We start from the raw sequence: 17,012 nt of genomic DNA, 5'->3' as shown, positions 1-17,012 counted from the left end.
AATAAATGTCTTTAATTAGTATGCACGGCGCGTGGCTCTCTTTCAGCGACTCGCCGCTTCTCGATAATGCAGAGCTGCATATCGAAGATAACGAGCGCGTCTGTCTGGTGGGCCGTAACGGCGCGGGTAAATCCACGCTGATGAAAATCCTCAACCGTGAACAGGGGCTGGATGACGGCCGCATCGTGTACGAGCAGGATCTGATCGTCTCTCGCCTCCAGCAGGACCCGCCGCGTCACGTGACAGGCAGCGTTTACGATTTCGTGGCGGAAGGCATTTCTGAGCAGGCCGAATACCTGAAGCGCTATCACGAGATTTCGCATCTGGTGATGACCGACCCGAGCGACAAGAACCTCAACGAACTGGCGAAAGTGCAGGAGATGCTCGATCACCACGGTCTGTGGCAGCTTGAAAACCGCATTAACGAGGTTCTGGCCCAGCTTGGTCTGGAAGCGGACATGGAGCTGTCGGCGCTCTCCGGCGGCTGGCTGCGTAAAGCGGCCCTGGGCCGCGCGCTGGTCAGCGGGCCGAAGGTGCTGCTGCTGGACGAACCGACGAACCACCTGGATATCGAAGCGATTGACTGGCTGGAAGGCTTCCTGAAAACCTTCAGCGGCACCATCATCTTTATCTCGCACGACCGTTCGTTTATTCGCAACATGGCGACGCGTATTGTCGATCTCGACCGCGGCAAGCTGGTCACCTATCCTGGCGATTACGACACCTATCTGCTGGAGAAAGAAGAAAACCTGCGCGTGGAAGAGCTGCAGAATGCGGAGTTCGACCGCAAGCTGGCGCAGGAAGAGGTGTGGATCCGCCAGGGCATCAAGGCCCGCCGTACCCGTAACGAAGGCCGCGTGCGCGCTCTGAAGGCAATGCGCCGTGAGCGCAGCGAACGCCGTGAAGTGATGGGTAGCGCCAAAATGCAGGTGGAAGAAGCGTCCCGTTCCGGCAAGATTGTCTTCGAAATGGAAAACGTCAACTATCAGGTTGATGGCAAAGTGCTGGTGAAAGATTTCTCCGCCCAGGTGCAGCGCGGCGACAAAATTGCGCTTATCGGCCCGAACGGCTGCGGAAAAACCACGCTGCTGAAGCTGATGCTGGGCCAGCTGCAGGCCGACAGCGGCCGCATTCACTGTGGGACTAAGCTGGAAGTGGCCTACTTCGACCAGCACCGCGCGGAGCTGGATCCGGACCGCACGGTGATGGATAACCTCGCCGAAGGCAAGCAAGAGGTAATGGTAAACGGCAAACCGCGCCACGTGCTGGGCTATCTGCAGGACTTCCTGTTCCATCCGAAACGTGCGATGACCCCAGTCCGTGCGTTATCTGGCGGAGAGCGTAATCGTCTGCTGCTGGCGCGTCTGTTCCTGAAACCAAGTAACCTGTTGATTCTCGATGAACCAACGAACGACCTGGATGTCGAAACGCTGGAATTGCTCGAAGAACTGATTGACGGTTATCAGGGGACCGTAATGCTGGTCAGCCACGATCGTCAGTTCGTGGATAACACCGTAACCGAGTGCTGGATCTTCGAAGGTGAAGGGCGAATTGGACAATACGTAGGCGGTTATCACGATGCAAAAGGGCAGCAATCGCAGTCTCTGGCGCAGAAACAGTCAAAGTCCAAAATAAGTTCAGAACCTGCTGTAACAAAAGCAGAAACTGTCAAGAAAACCTCGGCTAAACTAAGCTATAACCTGCAGCGCGAACTGGAGGGGCTACCGCAGCGTCTTGAAGAGCTGGAGGCCGCGCTTGAGGATCTGCAAAAACAGGTCGCTGATGCGTCATTCTTTACCCAATCGCATGACTATACTCAGAAAGTACTGGCTGAACTATCCGCGGCTGAAAAAGCCCTGGAAGAAGCATTTGAGCGCTGGGAGTACCTTGAGTCTCTGAAAAACGGCGCATAGACAGGGATAACATATGTGTGACCAGCACCATGCCGACAGGCATATTTTATGCTCGCAATGCGATATGCTCGTGGCGTTGCCAGAGCTTGGTCACGGACATAAAGCCCTGTGTCCACGTTGCGGCGCAACGTTGACAACCGAGTGGGACGCGCCGCGGCAGCGTCCCACTGCTTACGCTCTGGCAGCATTGTTCATGCTGCTGCTCTCCAATCTCTTCCCCTTCATCTATATGAAGGTGGGAGGGATAACCAGCCAGGTGGATCTGCTTGAAATCCCGGGCGTAATGTTCTCGGAAGATTACGCCAGCCTCGGCACCTTTTTTCTCCTGTTTGTCCAGATAGTCCCGGCTTTTTGCCTGGTCGTTATCCTTTTGCTGGTCAACCGCGTCAGGATGCCGACATCGCTGAAAATCCGGCTGGCGCGTATCCTTTTTCAGCTTAAAAGCTGGGGTATGGCCGAGATCTTTCTGGCGGGCATTCTGGTCAGTTTCGTGAAGCTCATGGCGTACGGCGATGTGGGGATCGGCAGCAGCTTTATTCCGTGGTGCCTGTACTGTGTCCTGCAGCTGCGTGCTTTCCAGTGCGTGGACAGACGCTGGGCGTGGGATGATATCGCCCCGGCACCGACGCTTGCGCAAACGGTAAAAGTCGGCGTGCCCGGCATTCGTCAGGGGCTGCGTTCCTGCCCGTGCTGTACCGCCGTGCTGCCCGCCGATCTCGACGTTTGTCCGCGCTGCGAAACGAAGGGTCACGTACGCCGTAAAAATAGCCTTCAGTGGACGATGGCCCTGCTGGTCACCTCCATCATGCTGTATCTGCCAGCCAATATTCTACCGATCATGATCACCGATTTGCTCGGCGATAAAATGCCCTCGACGATCCTCGCCGGGGTGATCCTGCTGTGGGGCGAAGGTTCCTATCCTGTCGCCGGCGTGATCTTTATCGCCAGTATTATGGTGCCAACCTTAAAAATGATCGCCATCGCCTGGCTCTGTTGGGATGCGAAGGGTCATGGAAAACGCGACAGCGAACGCATGCACCTGATTTATGAAGTGGTCGAGTTTGTCGGACGCTGGTCAATGATTGACGTGTTTGTCATCGCCGTTCTCTCTGCACTGGTGCGGATGGGCGGTTTGATGAGTATTTATCCCGCGATGGGGGCTTTAATGTTTGCACTGGTCGTGATTATGACCATGTTTGCGGCCATGACCTTCGACCCTCGTTTATCGTGGGATCGTGAGCCTGAATCAAGCCATGAGGAAGAGTAAGAGCATGGAAAATAAGAGTGGAGAGGCGAAAGTGCAGAAGGTCAAAAACTGGTCGCCGGTGTGGATTTTCCCCATTGTGACCGCGCTGATCGGTGCATGGATCCTGTTTTATCATTACAGCCATCAGGGACCGGAAGTCACGCTGATAACCACCAATGCCGAGGGGATTGAGGGCGGTAAAACGACCATCAAAAGCCGTAGCGTGGACGTGGGCGTGGTCGAAAGCGCAACCCTGACCGACGATTTAACCCACGTGGAAATTAAGGCGCGCCTTAATGCCGGCATGGAAAAACTGCTGCACGGCGATTCCGTTTTCTGGGTCGTTAAACCGCAGGTGGGGCGCGAAGGGATCAGCGGCTTAGGGACGCTGCTCTCCGGGGCCTATATTGAACTGCAGCCCGGCACGAAGGGCAGCCAGCCTGGGCAATATCAGCTTCTCGACTCACCGCCGCTTGCGCCGCCTGATGCCAAGGGTATCCGCGTGATCCTCGACAGCAAAAAAGCAGGCCAGCTTACGGCGGGTGACCCGGTACTGTTCCGCGGCTACCGCGTCGGTTCCGTTGAAACCAGCACCTTCGATGCGCAAAAGCGTACCATCAGCTATCAGCTGTTCATCAATGCGCCAAACGATCGTCTGGTGACCAGCAACGTTCGCTTCTGGAAGGACAGCGGGATCGCGGTCGATCTTACGTCGGCGGGGATGCGCGTAGAAATGGGTTCCTTAACCACGCTGTTTGGCGGCGGGGTGAGCTTTGATGTGCCGGAAGGGCAGGATCTGGGGCAGCCGGTTGCCGAGAAAACGGCGTTCAGACTCTTTGACGATCAGCGAAGCATTCAGGACGCGCTCTATACCGACCACATCGACTTCCTGATGTTCTTCAAGGATTCCGTCCGCGGTCTGCAGCCGGGCGCACCCGTTGAGTTCCGCGGTATTCGTCTTGGTACGGTTGGGCAAGTTCCGTTCTTTGTACCGGGCCTGAGCCAGATGCTGGACGATGATTATCGTATTCCGGTGCTGATCCGCATCGAGCCGGAGCGTCTGCTTAACCAGATTGGCGAGAATCAGGATATTGCCACCCATATCAGTCAACTGATGGACCGTGGTCTGCGAGGTTCCTTGAAGACGGGTAATCTGGTGACCGGTGCGCTGTATGTGGATATGGACTTCTACCCGAAAGCACCGCCGATTACCGGTATTCGTGAATTTGGTGGCTACAAGATCATTCCAACGGTGAGCAGCGGTCTGGCTCAGATCCAGCAGCGTCTGATGGAAACGCTGGATAAGATCAACAATCTGCCACTGAATCCGATGATTGAAGCGGCGACGAACTCTCTGAGCGAAAGCCAGGCAACGATGCGTCGCCTGCAAACCACGCTGGATAACATCAACAAGATCACGGCGAGCCAGAGCATGCAGCAGCTGCCGCAGGATATGCAGAAAACGCTGCGTGAGCTGAACCGCAGTATGCAGGGCTTCCAGCCGGGTTCAGCGGCGTACAACAAGATGGTGGCAGATATGCAGCGTCTTGATCAGGTCTTGCGTGAACTGCAGCCGGTGCTGAAAACGCTCAACGAGAAGAGCAATGCGCTGGTGTTCGAAGCGAAAGATAAAAAGGATCCTGAGCCGAAGAGGGCAAAAGAATGAAAAAGTGGCTATTGATGGTTGGCGCTCTGCTGTTAACGGCGTGCAGTTCAGGGGTAGATAATAAAAGCTACTATCAGCTGCCTGTGTCTACCCACAGCGGTGGACAAAGCACGGCCAGCCAGGGAAACCGCCAGCTGTGGGTTGAGCAGGTTGCCGTGCCGGATTATCTGGCAGGAAACGGCGTGGTCTATCAGACCAGCGACGTTAAATACGTGATTGCGACGAACAACCTGTGGGCCAGCCCGCTGGATCAGCAGCTGCGTAACACGCTGGTGGCCAATCTGGGCAGCCAGCTTCCGGGCTGGGTTGTCGCGTCGCAGCCGCTGGGTAACGACCAGGATACGCTTAACGTCACGGTTACGGGCTTCCACGGCCGTTATGACGGTGCGGTGGTGATCAGCGGGGAGTGGTTGCTGAACCATCAGGGGCAGCTGATTAAGCGTCCTTTCCATCTGGAGCTGAAGCAGCAGAAAGATGGCTATGACGAAATGGTGAAAGTCCTGGCTCAGGGTTGGGCACAGGAGTCGGCCAGCATCGCGAGAGAAATTTCCCGTCTGCCATAAGTAAAATTCATCATCAAAAACCGCAGTTGGCCTGTTGCTGATTGCGGTTTTTTTTCGTTTTCACTTCAGTTTGTTACTTGTGCCACGTCACAATTTTTGTACAAATGAACTTCCGGCTAGCTCACAAATATGACACCCGTATGAATTTTGAACATTGACGATGCGACTAATTCGGGGTATTCGTTATCTGTGCCTGTGCATTGAGTGCAGACACTGTTTTCTTTCCACCAGACAAAAGAATGAGGGAAACGAGGCATGAAGAGACAGAAACGAGATCGCCTGGAACGGGCTCATCAACGTGGTTATCAGGCCGGCATCGCTGGACGTTCTAAAGAAATGTGTCCTTATCAGACGATAAATCAAAGGTCACAATGGCTTGGAGGCTGGCGAGAAGCCATCGGCGACAGGGCACTCATAGCCTGATAACGTCTCTTTCAAAAAAGAAACCTCCGCAATGCGGAGGTTTCGCCTTTCTGGGGGGGGCCAAAAGCACGATCAGAAAGCTGATGTGTCCTGGAACAGGCCAACTTTCAGGTCGCTTGCGCTATAGATCAGACGACCGTCGACCAGCACTTCGCCATCTGCCAGGCCCATAATCAGGCGGCGGTTAACGATGCGCTTGAAGTGAATACGATAGGTCACTTTCTTCGCTGTAGGCAGAACCTGGCCAGTGAATTTTACTTCGCCCACGCCCAGCGCGCGACCTTTACCTTCGCCGCCCAGCCAGCCCAGATAGAAGCCAACCAGCTGCCACATGGCATCCAGGCCCAGACAGCCAGGCATTACCGGATCGCCAATAAAGTGGCAACCGAAGAACCACAGATCCGGGTTGATATCGAGTTCTGCTTCTACGTAACCCTTATCGAAGTTGCCGCCGGTTTCGGTCATTTTCACGACACGGTCCATCATCAGCATGTTCGGGGCCGGTAACTGTGGGCCTTTAGCGCCAAACAGTTCACCGCGACCAGAGGCAAGAAGATCTTCTTTTGTATAGGATTCGCGTTTATCTACCATGTTCTCAGTAAGCCTTATTTTAGTGAAGGACGCAGGATAGCTAACACGTGTACGCTGAACAAGTCCGATCAGTTCGAACTAAACCAGCCCAGCCAGCGTAACGGCCATGGATAACGATGACGAGCATCCTGCTGTGTCGCCTGAGCTATGCGCTCCTGGATAGTCTGCATCAGGGTAGTTTGCCCTTCGCCATCCCAAACCAGATTTGTCAGTAAGGGTAGCGCATCCTCAATCCCTTCGATGGCCCAGATGGTGAATTGCTCTTGCTCAACCGCATCCAGAATATCCTGGCTGAGGCTCAAATGGCGTGCGTTGGGAGCAGGAATAATCACACCCTGTTTGCCGTTTAAACCGCGCTGCTGACAGATAGAGAAGAAGCCTTCAATTTTCTCGTTGAGGCCTCCCACTGGCTGGGCACGACCGAACTGGTCCACCGAACCGGTGATCGCGATGTTCTGATTGATGGGCACTTCCGCCAGGGCGCTGATTAAGGCGCACAGCTCGGCCATAGAGGCGCTATCGCCATCCACTTCGCTGTAGGACTGCTCAAACGTCAGCGAGGCGGAGAAGGGGATCTGTTGCTCAAGCTGCAGCTCTGACATCAAAAACGCCTGCATGATCATCATGCCTTTCGCGTGAATGTTGCCGCCCAGCTCGGCTTTTCGTTCAATATCGGTGAACTCGCCATCGCCAATGTGCACAACGCAGCTGATACGGGACGGTTCCCCGAATGCGCGCGGATGGCCAGGAAATTCAATCACCGACAGGGCGTTGATCTGCCCGACGCGTTCGCCTTCGGTTTCCACCAGAATTTGTTCCAGCAGAATTTCATCCTGCATACGGTCGGCAAGATAGCCTTCTCGCCACTCACGCTGAGCCAGCATCTGAGTGAGCTGTTCTCCGGTGAACGTCCCGTTACCGCTAATCACACCCACTTCACGCAGCTGTTTGCCGATCCAGAGCGGGCAAAGCGGCAGCGTTTCCTGGTCACCGGTGTAGCGTACCGCTTCGCGGATTAAGCCCGGCCACGCGTCAGCCGCAGGGGTTGGCAGCGCAAAACGCTCAGCAACGGCCATCACCCACTGGCACCACTGCGCCATATCGTCGGCGTCAGCAATCTGGATGTTGTCTTCGTATTCGCTATACACCGCCTGCTCAGCGAGTTCTGGCTCCATTTCCTGGAAATCCGCCAGCGATTCGCGGTCGCCCGTCAGCACGACGGTCAGCGACAGCGGCATAGACGGAACAGAGACAGGCAGAGGACGAGACTCGTCGTAGCCGACCCAGTCGAAACGCTGCTGGTTGACGATAGTTTTCAGACGCATCCACAGCAGCGGTTGCGAGAGCAGGGTACGCAGTGAGATGATGAGAACACCGCCATTTGCGCGATGAACCAGCCCCGGCTGCAGCGAAAGTTCGCCGTTAAACTGGCGCAGACAACCAAAGAGTTGTTCCGCCTCGACCCAGTTAGCGGTAATCACTTCGCCTTTAACGGCAAAACGGCCATCGGTCTGCGCCGTTGGTTCGAAAGTGACATCATGTCCCGCAATACGATACTGGCCGCCAAAAACTGCGTTCGCTTCCGGCTTCAGCTGGCGCACGGCATCACCGAGCAGCGTCAGGTATTCCGCTTCTTCCGGGGCCTTGAGCAGCATGAAGGGCGCTGTTGCCCATGGGCTTAACACCTGCTCCAGCGCATAATGCAAACGAGGCTGCGTATCGCTAAGGATGAATTCGTGTTCTTTTGCGAGTTCGGGCTGTGCAAACAGTTCCTGGTAACTTTCGGTATCCGGAACAAGGTCACGCCATGCAAGTTTCGTAATGGTCAAAGTTGATGTTTTTTAGTCAGATGTAAAAGCGTGGAGTATACCGTAAGCGGGGGGCTGTACCCAAGCAGGATTGGGGATTTCGACAGGGCGATTGGCTGCATTCACTCACAGGATATGATTTCTTTTCAGCAGATTGCTAAAAAACTGATATTCTGAACAGAGTTACGTGGTAACACTGAGATCGCAATGAAATATCAACAACTGGAAAATCTCGAAAGCGGCTGGAAATGGAAGTACCTGGTCAAAAAGCACCGTGAAGGGGAGCTGATCACCTGCTACGTCGAAGCCAGCGCTGCGCAAGAAGCCGTGGATATTTTGCTGACCCTCGAAAATGAACCGGTACAGGTTAACGGCTGGATCGAGAAACACATCAATCCCGCGTTGTTAAACCGGATGAAGCAAACTATCCGCGCGCGACGCAAACGGCATTTTAATGCTGAGCATCAGCACACTCGCAAAAAATCAATCGACCTGGAGTTCGTTGTCTGGCAACGCCTGGCTGGGCTGGCACAACGACGGGGCAAAACGCTGTCGGAAACCATCGTGCAGCTGATTGAGGATGCCGAACATAAAGAGAAGTACGCCAACCAGATGTCGACGCTGAAGAACGACCTTCAGGCTCTGTTGGGTAAAAAATAGATTTTTCTTTTCTTCAGACAATAAAAAACCCCGCATGGCGGGGTTTTTTTATAAGACGATAACTTATGCCGCTGGCTGAGTTACAACGTCTTTGATGCCTTTAACTTCGATCTCTACGCGACGATCTGGAGCCAGGCAGTCGATCAGTGCAGCGCGAGCTTTCACGTTGTCACAGGTGTTGCCAGTAACTGGGTTAGATTCGCCCATACCACGTGGGGAGATCTTGTTAGCTGGGATACCTTTAGAGATCAGGTAATCAACAACAGACTGAGCACGTTTCTCAGACAGTTTCTGGTTGTAAGCGTCAGAACCGATACGGTCGGTGAAGCCCAGAACCACTACGGAACCGTCTTTAGGATCCAGGTTGCTCAGCTGGGTGTACAGCTGATCCAGTGCCTGCTGGCCTTCTGGTTTCAGAGTCGCTTTGTTGAAGTTGAACAGAACGTCAGACTTCAGAGTGAAGTGCTTGGTCTGTACTTCTGGAGCTGGAGCCGGCGCTGGAGCAACAACTGGAGCTGCTTCTTCCTGCTGGCCGAAACGGTAGGAAACACCTACGCTCAGCATGCCGTTGTCTGGACGAACACCAACGGTGTTGCCGTCGCCGATGTTGTTAACCCACTGGTATTCCAGACGGGTAGCGATGTCACGGGTCATAGCCCACTCAACGCCACCAGCGAATACTGGGGAAACACCGGTGTCATGGTTGTCACCAGAGATGTTGTTGCTGGAATCTGCGCGCCATACCATGCCGCCCAGACGGGTGTACACGTCCAGATCGTCAGTGATTGGGTAGCCCAGTTTAGCGGTCAGCTGAACGCCCTGTGCTTTGAAAGCGCCGTTAATGGTGTCGCCTTTGTATGGCATACGACCTAACCAGTCGTAACCCATTTCAAAACCAACATACGGGTTAACCTGATAGCCACCGAACGCACCTGCACCAAGCTGGCTCTCGTGAGTTGGGCCATCATTGTTCAGGCTGCTGTTGTACCAGCCGGTGTCATGGAACTGAGACCAGCCCAGTTTACCACCTGCATACCAGGTATTATCTTTCGGAGCGGCCTGCGCTACGGTAGCGAAGCCAGCCAGTGCCACTGCAATCGCGATAGCTGTCTTTTTCATTTTTTGCGCCTCGTTATCATCCAAAATTCGCCATGAAAGTCTCAGGAGAGAATCACGGTTAAATCCTTCACCGGGGGGCGTGGTCAAATATAAATCTACCGATATCTTCGGCTTAGGCCGAGCACCCCTGGCGATGTAAAGTCTACAACGTAGCTGAAAACTTACAAGTGTGAAGTCCGTCAGGCATATGAAAAAAAAAGTTCCGTATACCGATTATTTAACATTTTTCGAACGAATTTTGTGCAATAAAATTAAGGAGAACCGCACCAGACAAGCCTTGCCGCAATTTTCAGACCGGGAACTTTAATGCCATCTTGTGGTCAAAAAAAATTCCAGGAAAAATCTTAATTTCACTCAATGATACAAATTTGAGTGAATTTTTAGCCCAGAAAGTTGTCCTCTGCGGTAAGAATCCGATCGAACCGGACGCATAATGAACCCGATCGCATTCCCTTCTTCGGCTGCTTCAGTCAGACGGAAATGTTCCTCTTCCGTCAATTCTTCCGGTAACCATCCAATCACCACGCTGTAATTTCCGGTGCGTAACGCGCGGATCATCGACTCAACGGTATCGCACGGCGGGAGCTGATTAATTTGCATGACCTTAGTAAGCGGAAGGCCTGCGGACTGAACCCATTCACGGCTCAGTTTTTGCTGAGGCGTGAGCCAAAGCTGCCAGCGCGATTGCTGACCAAGCTGTTGTAATAACGGCAACAACAGAAGTTGCGTCAACAGGGGCTGGTCTTCACGATAAACCACTTCACTGATTAGCCCCGTGGAAACACGCTCGACGGAATTCTGCGCGACATTGCCTGCGGTAGAAGAGAGAGAGGTTGAGCGATTTGCATAGCCTGAAGTGTGCATATTCATTCCAGCCCTGTAGTTACTGTATGGATATACAGTAACCCCTGTATGCATAAAGATCAACCTCATTTTCGGAAAGCGACTCGCAAAATTCATTCAATGTTGATGTCCCTCGAAAAATCATCTTGCTCATCGGCAATAAGTTGCCTATTTTCCTGCTAACGGATCCGCTAGTAAGAAATTTCGTTGTTACTTTATGATTTTGAAGGGAAATATCATGAAAAAGATATCTTATGAACGGATTTATAAATCCCAGGAATACCTCTCCCCGTTGGGCGAGATTCATCATCGTGCGCTGTTTGGAGGCTATACCCTGGCGGTGGATGATGCGGTTTTTGCCATGGTGTCAGACGGAGAGCTTTATCTTCGCGCCTGTGAGGAGAGTGCGAAATACTGTGTAAAAAATGCCTCCTCTTTTTTGACGTTGATGAAGCGAGGCCGCCCTGTGCTGCTCAACTATTATCGTGTGGATGACGGATTATGGCAGGACAGGGAGCGGTTGCTTCAGCTCTCCTCGTTTGCGCTCAGTGCGGCAAGAAAAGAGCGCTATCAGCGCCATCAACGAAACCGACTCAAGGATCTGCCAAACCTGACCTTTCAGCTTGAAGTCTTGCTCTTTGAAGCTGGCATCACCAATGAGGAAACGCTGCGGGCGCTGGGTGCCAGAGCGAGCTGGCTGAAGATGCGGGCAAAAAACAAAGCGCTCGGTATTAAAGTTCTCTTCGCGCTGGAAGGGGCTATCGAGGGGCTGCATGAGGCGGCACTCCCGGCAGGCATTCGCCGGGAGCTGACGGAGTGGTTTAATGCGCTGCCTGAGCCACAGGAGAATCACTCCTCCAGGTAGCGATTTGCTGTTGCAGCCGGCAAATTTCAGGCAGCAGAGCGATAAGCAGGCCTATTTGCTGAAGAACCAGCGGCGCTTTGCTGTCGTTTCCTGGGTCAAGATGCGCAATGCGTTGAGCCAGTTCATCCAGGGCCTGTTGAACGCGCGGCTCATCGGCCGGTCGGTGATGAAGTGCGTCATCAACGTAGCAGACGGCGTCATCGAGCAGGTTGAGAATGCCCGGGTTGGTGAGTTTCTCACGGTGGGCACCCAGCGTCGAAATATAGCTGGTGAACGTATGGTTCAGGCAGAGCAGGCGGAACGCAGTCTCACGAATCTCCGCCGTGGCGCGAGGCTCCGTTGACATGTTAGAGACAACGGAGGCCAGTTCTGCATCACTGTTGTGCGCGTCGCGACGGGCTATCCGGTAAGCCAGGCGGTTATCGCGCCCCTGGTGGTACTGCTCCAGGATTGCGTCAAGGTATCGACAGTTGGCGTTCATTGCCCTGTCTACCACGCGCGGCAAATTGCGGAAACGCCAGTCCGGCCAGATAAAGCTGACGGCAGCCCAGGCAATCGCACAGCCAATCAGGGTATCGATCACGCGGGGCAGGGCAACTTCAAACCCTTCACCCAGCAGGTTAAAGCAGAGCAGCACCAGCAGCGTGATGAACATGGTGGCGTGCGCGTACTGCACGTTGCGAAACGCGAAGAACAGCACGCCGGTGATCACAATCAGAATCAGTTGACCTTCAACGGAGGGCACGAAATAGAGCACCGGAAGGCCGATCGCGACGCCGACCAGCGTGCCGATAATACGCAGCGCAAGACGGTGTCGGGTGGCGTTATAGTTTGGCTGGCAGACGAACAGGCTGGTCAGCAGGATCCAGTAGCCGTGGTGCAGCCCGGTTATCTGGATAAAGGCATACCCCACGCACAGCACCAGCGACATTCTTACCGCGTGGCGAAAGAGAGCCGACTCCGGCGTAAAGTTACGGCTCAGCCGTAGCCACATATCGCTAACGCTGTGCACGCTGTCATCAGCAAGCTGATTTTCCACCTCACTGCCCGGCAGCGCCATCGCCTGTTCGGACTCAATGGTCGCCAGCTGAGCATCAATCGCCCGCAGGTTGTTCAGCAGAAAGCCCAGCGCTTTGATGTGCTCCGGTGACGTTCCGCTGGCCTGAACGCGGTCGAGCGCCGCATCAAGATGGCTGAATACGCGTTCAAAGCGGGGGTCATGCTGATAGGGCGTACGCAGCAGAATGGAGCGCGAGAGCTGCTGACACGCCTGAGACTGCATGGACAGCAGGCGCTGGAAGCGGAACATCACGTCGCTGTAGCGGAACTTCTCGCGCAGGGCCGCGTATTGAACGTGCGAGGAGCTGGCACGTTCGTGAATGTCCTGGGCGGCAAAATAGTAGTGTAAGGTCCTTCGCGTTCCGCGCTGACCGCGATCGCCGCGCAGACGGGTAAGCAGAGAGGCTTTTGTCTGGTTAAGGGTGGCGACCAGCTGGCCATTTGCCAGCGCCAGATCGTAGAGCGGAGCCTGGCTTTCTTCCTCGATATCCGGGTCGAACAGCCGGGATTTCAGTTCCAGATAGTGGGCTAACTGCTCAAAGCTGCGGGCAAGGTTATCCTGCAGCGGGCGAACCGGGAAGATCAGATGACCGGTTAGCGTCAGCAGGTTATACCAGATGGCGCCCAGCAGCAGGAGAACCGGCTGCTGGTACCACTGGTCATAGAGGGAAACGCCCAGCATGGTGTAGATAGCGATCAGCAATGCACCAAACGCGATGGTGGCATAGCGCTGCCCGAGGCCGCCCAGCAAAATAAACCCGCTGGTTGAGAGCGTAAGGCCCAGGGCAAACAGCCAGGGCCACGGGAAAAGCAGCTCAACGGACGCTGACGCAATGAAAAAGCAGACGAGCGTAATGACCAGGTTACGTAAGCGCCCGGCCAGACGATCGTCCAGGTCCGCCAGCGCCCCGGCCACTACCCCCAGCGTAAGCGGAATGGTGAGCTTGACATCATTCAGCCACCAGGGCAGTGCAACCGTGCCGCAAAGCGCGATAAATATCCTGACGTTGTATAGCCAGGTGCTGTTCCAGGTATAACGGCGAAGCAGTGGGCTTAGCATAAACGCGGCCGGTCCTTATTTACTGAAAACGACGACGCGCGTTTGCTTCACGCGCCGCCTGGGCCACTTCTACCGGAACAACCCTGCGACCAACGGGCCAAAGGGCGATAGCGGCGATCTTAAAGTTCGCTATCCCCACCGGAATACCAATAATCGTGATGCACTGTGCAATACCGGCAAAAATATGCATGATGCACAGCCACCAGCCGAAGAAAATCAGCCACAGAATGTTCAGCAGGGTTCCGCCCGTATTCATCAGGGCGTTTTTGCTCTCCGGATTGAGCTCGTCAACGTGGATAGCTTCATTTCCGTAGGGGATTAAGGAGAGTTTTGTGATCTCCCAGCAGGAACGGGTCAGGGGAAGCGTGAAAATCAGGACGATGCTCACCAGCGTGGCGAAAAGCCAGGAAAGGGTGGTGGCAAAACCGCCCAGCACAAAATTCAACACATTCAGAACGGTACGCATAAACCCTCACTTCCTTTCGATAAAATTAACGCCCAATGATTGTAACGTTTTTTTAGGCTGGAGCACCTTAAAACTGGCAGTTAAACTGTCAGGTAAATTATCTCTTCGTGGATTTGGCGGAACATGGAACTGAAAGCAACCTCGTTAGGCAAACGCCTGGCGCAACACCCTTACGACAGGGTGGTTCTCCTTAATGCCGGGGTGAAAGTCTCCGGGGAACGCCACGAATACCTTATTCCGTTTAATCAGCTTCTGGCTATCCACTGTAAGCGCGGGCTGGTGTGGGGCGAGCTGGAGTTCGTTCTGCCTGACGATAAAGTCGTGCGTCTTCACGGCACCGAGTGGTCGGAAACCCAGCGTTTCCATCATCACCTGAACGCACTCTGGCAGCAGTGGAGCCAGGATATGAGCGTAATTGCCGCCCAGGTGCTGCAGCAGGTGCTGGACGATATCGCGCAGAGCAACGCACAGCACGCGTGGCTGACCCGTCAGCAGACCGCCGGGCTGCAGCAAAAGATCCGACAGGCACTCTCGGCGCTGCCGCTCTCCGTGACGCGTCTCGACGAGTTTGACAACTGTCGCGACGCCTGGCGCCAGTGTCAGGCGTGGCTGAATGATAAGGATAAAAGCCGTCTCGCCCATAACCAGGCCTGGACGGACGCCATGCTCACCCAATACGCCGACTTTTTTAGTACGGTGGAGTCTTCACCGCTCAATCCGGCCCAGGCGCGCGCGGTGGTCAACGGCGAGCAGTCGCTGCTGGTGCTGGCGGGGGCCGGTAGCGGTAAAACGTCGGTGCTGGTGGCGCGTGCCGGCTGGCTGCTGACGACCGGAGAAGCGGTAGCCGATCAAATACTGCTTCTGGCCTTTGGCCGCAAGGCTGCCCAGGAGATGGACGAACGTATCCAGGAACGTCTGCACACGCGGGATATCACGGCCAGAACCTTCCATGCCCTTGCGCTGCATATTATTCAGCAGGGCAGTAAAAAAGTGCCTTCCATCAGTAAGCTGGAAAACGACGCGCAGGCGCGTCAGGCGCTGTTCATCAAAACGTGGCGCCAGCAGTGCAGTGAGAAAAAGGCGCAGGCGAAAGGGTGGCGTCAGTGGCTGGAGGAGGAGCTCGGCTGGGAGGTGCCAGAGGGCAGCTTCTGGCAGGATGACAAACTGGCGCGTCGGCTGGGTTCGCGACTTGACCGCTGGGTCAGCCTGATGCGAATGCACGGTGGAACGCAGGCAGAGATGATTGAAAGCGCGCCGGAGGCGATTCGCGATCTGTTCTCGAAACGGGTCAAGCTGATGGCTCCGCTGCTGAAAGCCTGGAAAACCGCGCTGAAAGAGGAAAATGCCGTCGATTTCTCCGGTTTAATCCATCAGGCCATCATCATTCTTGAGAAGGGACGTTTTGTCAGCCCGTGGAAACACATTCTGGTGGATGAGTTCCAGGATATCTCTCCGCAGCGTGCTGCACTACTCTCGGCGCTACGGGCGCAAAATAAACATACGTCGCTGTTTGCGGTGGGTGACGACTGGCAGGCCATCTATCGCTTCAGCGGGGCGCAGCTCTCCCTGACGACCGCGTTCCACCACTATTTTGGCGAAGGGGATCGCAGCGATCTGGACACCACCTACCGCTTCAATTCACGCATTGGTGAGATCGCCAACCGCTTTATCCAGCAGAACCCGCATCAGCTGGCCAAGCCACTCAATAGCCTGCGCCCAGGGGATAAAAAAGCGGTCACCCTGCTGGCGGATGACCAGCTGGAGCCGCTGCTGGACAAGCTCAGCGGCTACGCGAAGCCCGATGAACGTATTCTGGTGCTGGCCCGCTACCATCACCTTAAGCCCGCGGCGCTGGAAAAAGCCGCCACCCGCTGGCCGAAACTGCAGCTTGAATTTATGACAATTCACGCCAGCAAAGGGCAGCAGGCTGACTATGTGATTGTGGTGGGGCTGAAAGAGGGCAGCGACGGTTTCCCGGCCCCGGCCCGCGAGTCGGTGATGGAAGAGGCCCTGCTGCCGGTGCCGGAAGACTTCCCGGATGCCGAAGAGCGGCGTTTGCTGTATGTGGCCATCACCCGCGCGCGGCATCGCGTGTGGCTGCTGTTCAATAAAGAGGAGCCATCCGTGTTTGTCGATATCCTGAAGAGTATTGATGTGCCGGTGGCGCGTAAGCCATAACGATGTCAGGCAAGATTTTGTAGCCGGGTAAGGCATAGCCGCCACCCGGCAAAAAAGCTACTTCAGTCTGTCGGAAAGATAACGCTGATAGTCCGGAATAAGGATATCAACCGGCGAGTTAAACTGCGGCGATTCGATGATGAAATCCGCCGTCGACAGGTTTGTCGCCACCGGAATATTCCACACCGTCGCCAGGCGCAGCAGCGCTTTAACATCCGGATCGTGCGGAACCGCGTTCAGCGGGTCCCAGAAGAAGATCAGCACATCAATTTTCCCTTCGGAAATCTGCGCGCCGACCTGCTGATCGCCGCCCATCGGCCCACTCAGCATGGCATTCACCTGCAGACCCGTTTCGCGCTGGATCAGGTTACCGGTTGTGCCGGTCGCCGACAGGGCGTGCTTTTCCAGCGAAGGCTGATGGCGGCGAACCCAGTTAAGCAGCATTTGTTTACAGTGATCGTGCGCCACAAGAGCAATGTGTTTGCGCTCAGGCAGCGTGCGTGTTGTCAGTTCCATAATCATATCCATCAGGTTAACTGACTACACGATGAC

15 protein-coding genes are annotated in these 17,012 nt (G+C 54.9%); 8 read left to right on the top strand and 7 right to left on the bottom strand.

Annotated features, from left to right (window positions below):
* Positions 1–5 precede the first annotated feature (5 nt).
* From IM317_RS16350 to rmf, 5 genes are all read left to right on the top strand, one after another.
* Positions 6–1,913 (top strand): ABC transporter ATP-binding protein, encoded by a 1,908-nt coding sequence (locus IM317_RS16350; protein ID WP_033145115.1) that lies wholly within the window; start codon positions 6–8, stop codon positions 1,911–1,913.
* Between the two features lie 13 nt (positions 1,914–1,926).
* Entirely contained in the window at positions 1,927–3,180 is a 1,254-nt protein-coding gene (pqiA, locus tag IM317_RS16345; protein ID WP_033145116.1) for a membrane integrity-associated transporter subunit PqiA, read from the top strand.
* Positions 3,181–3,184: 4 nt separating this feature from the next.
* Positions 3,185–4,825: an intermembrane transport protein PqiB gene (gene pqiB, locus IM317_RS16340; RefSeq protein ID WP_033145117.1), complete on the top strand. Its 1,641-nt coding sequence runs from the start codon at positions 3,185–3,187 to the stop codon at positions 4,823–4,825.
* Positions 4,822–5,388 carry a membrane integrity-associated transporter subunit PqiC gene (gene pqiC / locus IM317_RS16335; protein ID WP_033145118.1) on the top strand — a complete coding sequence of 189 codons (567 nt, stop codon included), beginning with the start codon at positions 4,822–4,824 and terminating at the stop codon, positions 5,386–5,388. The genes pqiB and pqiC overlap by 4 nt, the downstream gene beginning before the upstream one ends.
* Before the next feature lie 255 nt (positions 5,389–5,643).
* On the top strand, positions 5,644–5,811 hold the full coding sequence (gene rmf, locus IM317_RS16330; RefSeq protein ID WP_013097261.1) for a ribosome modulation factor: 168 nt from the start codon (positions 5,644–5,646) through the stop codon (positions 5,809–5,811).
* 72 nt (positions 5,812–5,883) lie between these two features.
* Here rmf and fabA read toward each other — a convergent pair whose 3' ends face one another.
* Both fabA and IM317_RS16320 read right to left on the bottom strand, forming a co-directional pair.
* The gene (fabA, locus tag IM317_RS16325) at positions 5,884–6,402 is read right to left on the bottom strand and encodes a 3-hydroxyacyl-[acyl-carrier-protein] dehydratase FabA (protein WP_008499931.1); all 519 of its coding nucleotides are present in this window, start codon (positions 6,400–6,402) and stop codon (positions 5,884–5,886) included.
* A gap of 68 nt (positions 6,403–6,470) precedes the next feature.
* Positions 6,471–8,231, bottom strand: coding sequence for a Lon protease family protein (locus tag IM317_RS16320; RefSeq protein WP_033145119.1), 1,761 nt, complete (start codon positions 8,229–8,231; stop codon positions 6,471–6,473).
* Between the two features lie 186 nt (positions 8,232–8,417).
* On the opposite strand from IM317_RS16320, the gene matP reads away from it, so the two are divergent.
* Positions 8,418–8,870: a macrodomain Ter protein MatP gene (gene matP / locus IM317_RS16315; protein ID WP_032658161.1), complete on the top strand. Its 453-nt coding sequence runs from the start codon at positions 8,418–8,420 to the stop codon at positions 8,868–8,870.
* Positions 8,871–8,933: 63 nt separating this feature from the next.
* Here the strand turns inward: matP and ompA are convergent, their stop codons facing one another.
* Positions 8,934–9,989, bottom strand: a complete 1,056-nt coding sequence (ompA, locus tag IM317_RS16310) for a porin OmpA (protein ID WP_023311028.1) — start codon at positions 9,987–9,989, stop codon at positions 8,934–8,936.
* Between the two features lie 354 nt (positions 9,990–10,343).
* Entirely contained in the window at positions 10,344–10,853 is a 510-nt protein-coding gene (sulA, locus tag IM317_RS16305; protein WP_033145120.1) for an SOS-induced cell division inhibitor SulA, read from the bottom strand.
* Positions 10,854–11,070: 217 nt separating this feature from the next.
* Between sulA and IM317_RS16300 the strand changes: the two genes are divergently transcribed.
* Entirely contained in the window at positions 11,071–11,697 is a 627-nt protein-coding gene (locus tag IM317_RS16300; RefSeq protein WP_033145121.1) for a TfoX/Sxy family DNA transformation protein, read from the top strand.
* Here IM317_RS16300 and yccS read toward each other — a convergent pair.
* Positions 11,654–13,816, bottom strand: coding sequence for a YccS family putative transporter (gene yccS / locus IM317_RS16295; RefSeq protein ID WP_033145122.1), 2,163 nt, complete (start codon positions 13,814–13,816; stop codon positions 11,654–11,656). The two genes, IM317_RS16300 and yccS, sit on opposite strands and share 44 nt — an antisense overlap.
* Before the next feature lie 19 nt (positions 13,817–13,835).
* Positions 13,836–14,282 (bottom strand): YccF domain-containing protein, encoded by a 447-nt coding sequence (locus IM317_RS16290; protein WP_023311032.1) that lies wholly within the window; start codon positions 14,280–14,282, stop codon positions 13,836–13,838.
* 123 nt (positions 14,283–14,405) lie between these two features.
* Here IM317_RS16290 and helD point away from each other — a divergent pair, with 123 nt between their 5' ends.
* A complete protein-coding gene (helD, locus tag IM317_RS16285) occupies positions 14,406–16,460 on the top strand; it encodes a DNA helicase IV (RefSeq protein ID WP_033145123.1) in 2,055 nt (684 codons plus the stop codon).
* A 57-nt stretch (positions 16,461–16,517) separates the two neighbouring features.
* Here helD and mgsA read toward each other — a convergent pair whose 3' ends face one another.
* Entirely contained in the window at positions 16,518–16,976 is a 459-nt protein-coding gene (mgsA, locus tag IM317_RS16280; RefSeq protein WP_033145124.1) for a methylglyoxal synthase, read from the bottom strand.
* Positions 16,977–17,012 lie beyond the last annotated feature (36 nt).

This window comes from Enterobacter cloacae complex sp. S3 (assembly GCF_014930495.1).
GTDB lineage: Bacteria > Pseudomonadota > Gammaproteobacteria > Enterobacterales > Enterobacteriaceae > Enterobacter > Enterobacter asburiae_B.
Note: the sequence above shows the minus strand (reverse complement) of the source record. Positions and strands in the feature narration are given on the sequence as shown.